Source organism: Corynebacterium sp. HMSC036E10 (assembly GCF_001836265.1).
Taxonomy (GTDB): Bacteria; Actinomycetota; Actinomycetes; order Mycobacteriales; family Mycobacteriaceae; genus Corynebacterium; species Corynebacterium coyleae.
The window spans coordinates 1-5,364 of record NZ_KV827973.1 but is presented as its reverse complement, the minus strand read 5'-3'; the positions used below and the strand labels follow the sequence as shown (position 1 = coordinate 5,364).

General features: G+C 59.1%; 3 protein-coding genes. All 3 read left to right on the top strand.

Annotation, left to right across the window (positions count from 1 at the left end; translation table 11 throughout):
- The coding region (locus HMPREF2736_RS12370; protein ID WP_168167618.1) for a SoxR reducing system RseC family protein at positions 1-1,481 on the top strand (1,481 nt) is incomplete at its 5' end.
- Positions 1,482-1,552: 71 nt separating this feature from the next.
- On the top strand, positions 1,553-2,614 hold the full coding sequence (locus HMPREF2736_RS03785; protein ID WP_070828936.1) for a hypothetical protein: 1,062 nt from the start codon (positions 1,553-1,555) through the stop codon (positions 2,612-2,614).
- A gap of 505 nt (positions 2,615-3,119) precedes the next feature.
- A partial coding sequence (locus tag HMPREF2736_RS03780) for an Ig domain-containing protein (RefSeq protein ID WP_210399439.1) occupies positions 3,120-5,364 on the top strand: 2,245 nt, incomplete at its 3' end.

The following is a 5,364-nucleotide window of genomic DNA, read 5'->3' as shown; positions in this document are numbered from 1 at the left end:
TTGAGGTCACTGTCACGGTTGAAAACCCGGATGCTCCGGCTCCGGTCCCGTCGGTGACTGAGGGTGACAACACCACGGTTCCGAATAACGGTGGCGAGCACACCGTTGGCAAGGTCGAGAACCCGACTGGTGATGAGACCGGCAAGCTCGTCGATAAGGACGGCAATGAGATCCCGGACTCCAAGGTCGACATCGACAAGGATGGCAACATCAAGGTGACGGTGCCGGAGGGTACTGATCCGCAGGATGCCAAGGTCATCGTCTCCAATGGTGATGATGAGAAGATCGGCGAGATCGATGTCAAGATCGTGAACCCGAACTACGGCGGCGCCAAGAAGGTTGAGGCTGGTAAGACCGAGACCTCGAACAACCCGTTCGGTGACGCCAAGGCTCCGAAGGGCACTAAGGCAACGGGTACTCCGTCCGAGGGATCCGAGGACTGGGAGTTCGGTCCGAAGGATGGGGACGTCGTTAAGCCTGGTGAGGATGGCGTCGTCACGGCGAAGGCTCCTTCTTACGAGAAGGTTGGCGAGAAGATCGCTGAGAAGCTGCCGGAGATCCAGAAGCAGAAGAAGGGTAAGCGTTGGGATGAGTTCGTGAAGATCTTCACCCCGTTCGCGAAGCCTTCTGTGGATGTTGAGTTCACCTACCCGGGTGGTTCGATGGACAGCGCAACCGCTGACTTCGATCTGATTGGCAAGGATGGCAAGTCCCTGCTGGATCCGGACGGTGACTTCGACAAGGACGGCATCTCGAACCGTGAAGAGATCGAGGGCGGCTCCAACCCGGCTGATAAGGGTCAGGTTCCGGACAACAAGGCGCCGGAGGTCGACCCGATCAAGCCTGGCGATAAGACCATCTCTGGTAAGGGCGACCGTCCGAACGAGGACATTAAGGTCACCCTGCCGAACGGTAAGGTCGTCGAGACCACGACCGATAAGGACGGCAAGTGGAAGATCGAGGTTCCGTCTGACGTCGACCTGAAGCCTGGTCAGAAGGTCATCGTTGAAGACGGCGATGAGAACAGGACTGAGGCAACTGTCGGCATCGACACCGCGAAGTGTGTTGCTACCTCCGTCGGCTTCGGTCTGCCGCTGATCGCGCTTCTGCCGATCGGTCTGGCTACCCAGTTGGAGATCCCGGGTCTGTCCGACTTCGCTGCTCAGGCGAACGCGCAGATCCAGAACGCCAACACCCAGATCCAGCAGCAGCTGGGCATCTTCAACCCGCAGCTGGCTACCCAGGTGGACGCAATCAACGCGAAGCTGGGCCAGTACGGCACTGACCTCGCTACGGTTGCAGGTGGTCTGGCTCTGATCGCCGCTGGCATCCTCGCCGGCACGATCATCTACGACAACTGCTCCCCGAACGGTGGCGGCTCTTCCGTGAAGGACCTGGAACTGAAGGGTTCTTCCGGCAAGACCTACGCTGGTTCCTCCAAGGAGGAGAAGCCGACTACTCCGGCAAAGCGGACGAAGTAGTTAAGTCTTGAGTCTCTCGTAGGCTGAAGATAAGCGCTAACGATCGCCCCGCTCACCAATCGGTGGGCGGGGTGATTAGCTTTAGCAATCGGGTTTTTCTGTGGTGGGGCGCGATTACCGCAACACCACGGGCCTGGGTCTGCTGGCTTGGCGATGCCGGCATTTCCGCCAAGGAGACGAAGGCGGACGGCTACGCGCTGAACTCGGGCAAGAACTTCTACGACAAGTGCCCGGAGGGCCTGAAGGATCAGTTCTGTTTCGTCGGCCAGTCCACCATCCCCGCGGACTGGAAGAATCTGGTGTTGCGTTCCAACTACATCGGCAAGGCCGACGGCATCATTGGCGTCACGCACGAGCACGATCAGTTGGCGGAGGAGGACCTGACTGTCTACGAGCTCGCGGTGCTCGCTGCTGCCGATAACAATCTCAAAGCAGGGGCATTGCTTATCGACGACGCCCACAACGGCATCGTTCTCCACCGCCCCAACAACGCCGTGAATGTCCGCGTGGAAAACAAGGGTATCGACGCCCACACCTTCACCGTGGAAGCCCGTTGGGGCAACGGCAAGTCCGCACGCAAGGACATTGCCCTGGCCGGCATCGCGGATAAGGACAACTACGCCGGTGACCTCGCCATCCCGATGCAGGACCTCGCCGGGGTGAAGGGCCCGAACACGCCTGTCGAGCTGTCGGTGAAGAACCAGAACGGCGAGACCGTGTTCGATGAGACCTTCCGTGTCCCCGTCCTCGACCTGACCAAGCAGGAAGCCGAAAAGGTACTCAAGGACCTCCCGTCCGCGAAGGTGAACAAGGAGGAGCAGAAGAAGGTCGAGCAGGTGCTGCGCCCGGTCGTGCAGCCGCCGGCCCCGACCACCTCGGCGCCGTCGCCTGCGGCCGCACCGAAGCAGACCGTCACCGTGACGCCGACGCCGAAGCCGGCGCCCGCCCCGGTGACCCAGACCCGCGGTCCGGTGGAGACCGCCAACCCTTCGGATTCGGCAGGGGAGCCGTCTGATGGCTCCTCCATGAACGGCGGGGCGATCGCCGGCGCCGCCTTGGTAATCCTCGGCGCCCTCACCGCTCTGTTCGGCTGGTGGTTCAAGAACGGCGAGCAGTTCAAGCTGCCGTTCTAGGCTCACGGCTCCGGGGGCCGGCTGTCTCTCCGGCTCGACGCCTGTGGTGGATTCTTCCCATCACAGGCGTTTTTACGTTTCCGCAGTCTTTACACGTGACCATTAAAACGTCACTATACACCCCCGTTATGGGGTGGCAGTGAAAGGTTCAGATTTTCCTAAGCCGGCAACTGGCTAAAGGTGCTCGATATTGCTCAAATCTGTAGACAACTGCGGAAACTGCTGGAAGTGTGCTTGCGTGGTCCGTCCGCCCCACTATCTCGGCTCCCTTAGCTGTGTCACAGGTAGTATTTTACGGCCGTACAACAGCAATGGCCAGCGCTTTTAGTGGCGAGTGTCAATAAATTTCCTCAGGATGTGAACAGCTGTTGGGTGGCTTGAGGGACCTTTGCCGCCTCCTGTCAGGTTCTCTACGGTGGTGTTCGTAGGCCCTGTTAGTAGGTGTGTTTTGTTTGCTCGTCAGGGTCGTGAACCTTTGACGCTAATCCTTTCTGGAGGGAAATTAATGAATAAACGTCACATTGGCCGCCGTCGCGGCACGTCCGTAGCCGCGGCTGCGCTGTCATTTGCGCTGGTTGCTCCGTTCGCTCAGCCGGTCGCGTTTGCGCAGGAGGAAACTGCTGCTGTCTCCCAGGCGCCGGCCACTGAGGAAAACGGTGCGATTGTCGCCGACGGCATTGCGAACGGCTACGTCAAGAGCGCTACTGGCATGACGAATGCCAAGTCGACCCTGTCTGGTCGCGCGTTTATTGACGATGGCTACGGCTTCAGCCCGACCGACGGTGGCCAGCAGGCTGTTCCGGAAGGCACGAAGGTCTACATGCAGTGGATCGATAAGGATGGTGCCGTTTCGCCGGTGTACGTTGCCCGCACCTCTGACCAGCTCAGCAAGAGCAACACCTCGCAGGCTGGTCCGGGCTCCTATGTGTTCGATCTCCGCGAGCCGTGGATTGACCACCACGGGAAGAAGCACACGTACAAGGCTTCCACGAATCAGTACTACCGTCTGTGGATCGACCCGTTTGTTGACGAGCGCAACGGCTTCACCGTCTACCCGTTCCGCCAGGTCGGCGGCTTCTTCCCAGGCGCATACCGCAACTCCATGGGTGCTGACCAGCAGGGTGCATGGAACACCATCGGCACGAACATGCAGCGCACTGCTGTACTGATGCAGGCTGATCGTGATGTGCCGTACATGCATAAGCCGAAGGCTGATTGGATTGCGGATACCACTCCGACGGTGAAGTCCCAGTCGGTCTCTTCTGCGATGAAGGGGCATGTTGGCGGCAAGGTCTGGCACGAGACGAAGGACGCTCGTCTCAACGGCCCGAACGACACTGGCGATGTCCCGGCTAAGGACATGTACGTGGTCATGAGTGTGCTGACCCAGGAGGGTATCGGCGCGTATGCGGAAGCAGTGGACACGTTGCCTGAGGCACAGAAGCTGGCCGCTGCGAAGAAGCTCCTCACTGAGCACCCGGAATACATCGCGGCTACGGTGCGCTCGAAGGTTGGTGAAGATGGGTACTACTCGGTGAAGTTCCCTGAGGGAACTCTCACGAATGACACGAAGAAGTACCTGTACGCGCACGTAGAGACTGCCGACGGCAAGATCCCGAGCGCTTACTCTGCATGGCGTGTTCCGCTGTTTAACTCGCCGAAGAACAACGGCACGCGTAACCCTGCGCCTATTGCTGCTGAAAACTTTGTGCAGAATCCGATGTGGTACAACGTGAACTTCGCGTTGGTGCCGCGCCATGATGTGAAGTTGGATATCACGAACTTCAACATGACGGACAAGCCGGCTGATATCGGCGATACCGCGAAGCTGAATGTGACCGGCCCGTTCCCGGTGACGCCAAACAAGGTTGTTTGGAAGAAGAACGGCAAGGTCGTCAAGACCTGCGACAACATCGGTAGCGTTGCTGATGCCAACGCCTGCACCATCACCGTTCCGGAGGACGCTGAGACGGGCGATATCTTCACCGCTGAGTTCGTCACTGGCGAGAACACGGTGCTGGCCGCTGACTCGTTCACCGTTGTCGTTCCGGTTGTTCTTCCGTTCGGTTCGGTGAAGGACGAGTACAAAGAGTTTGATGCACTGTCCGTACTGCCGAATGAGCCGGAGAACAAGGTTGAAGGCGCTAGGCCGACCTACAAGGTCGATGGTCTTCCTGAAGTGCTGACGTTCGACCCAGAGACCGGCAAGATCTCTGGTACGCCGACGACGCCGGGCACCTCTGAGGTGATCGTGACGCGTGACGTCAAGGTCACGGTGAAGGAAGAACGTCCGGTTCTCGACGAAGACGGCAATCCGAAGTTCATGGACCCGTCGGCTCCTGAGGACAAGCGCGTCATCAAGACCGAAACGGTTGATGTTGAGGAAGTCCAGCACGTTCGCGTGCCGACCCTGCTGACCGTCACGGATTCGCCGCTGAAGGCTGCAACGATCAATACCGAGTATGAGCAGGAAGTTGTGCCGACCGGCTTTGAGAGTCACCCGCACAAGCTCAAGGTGAAGGACGGCTCGCTTGAGGTTGCTAACCTTCCTGCAGGTCTGGACTTCGATGAGAAAAACGGAAAAATCACCGGTACTCCGACTGAGGAAGTCGAGGCTGATGAGGACACGCCAAACGTCACCGTGACGTACACCTTGGTGGATCACAACAACAAGGAGTACAAGGTCACCGACCGCGTTCCGCTGCCTGTTGGCCAGAAGACCACGGTTGATGGCACTCCGAAGCCGGTTG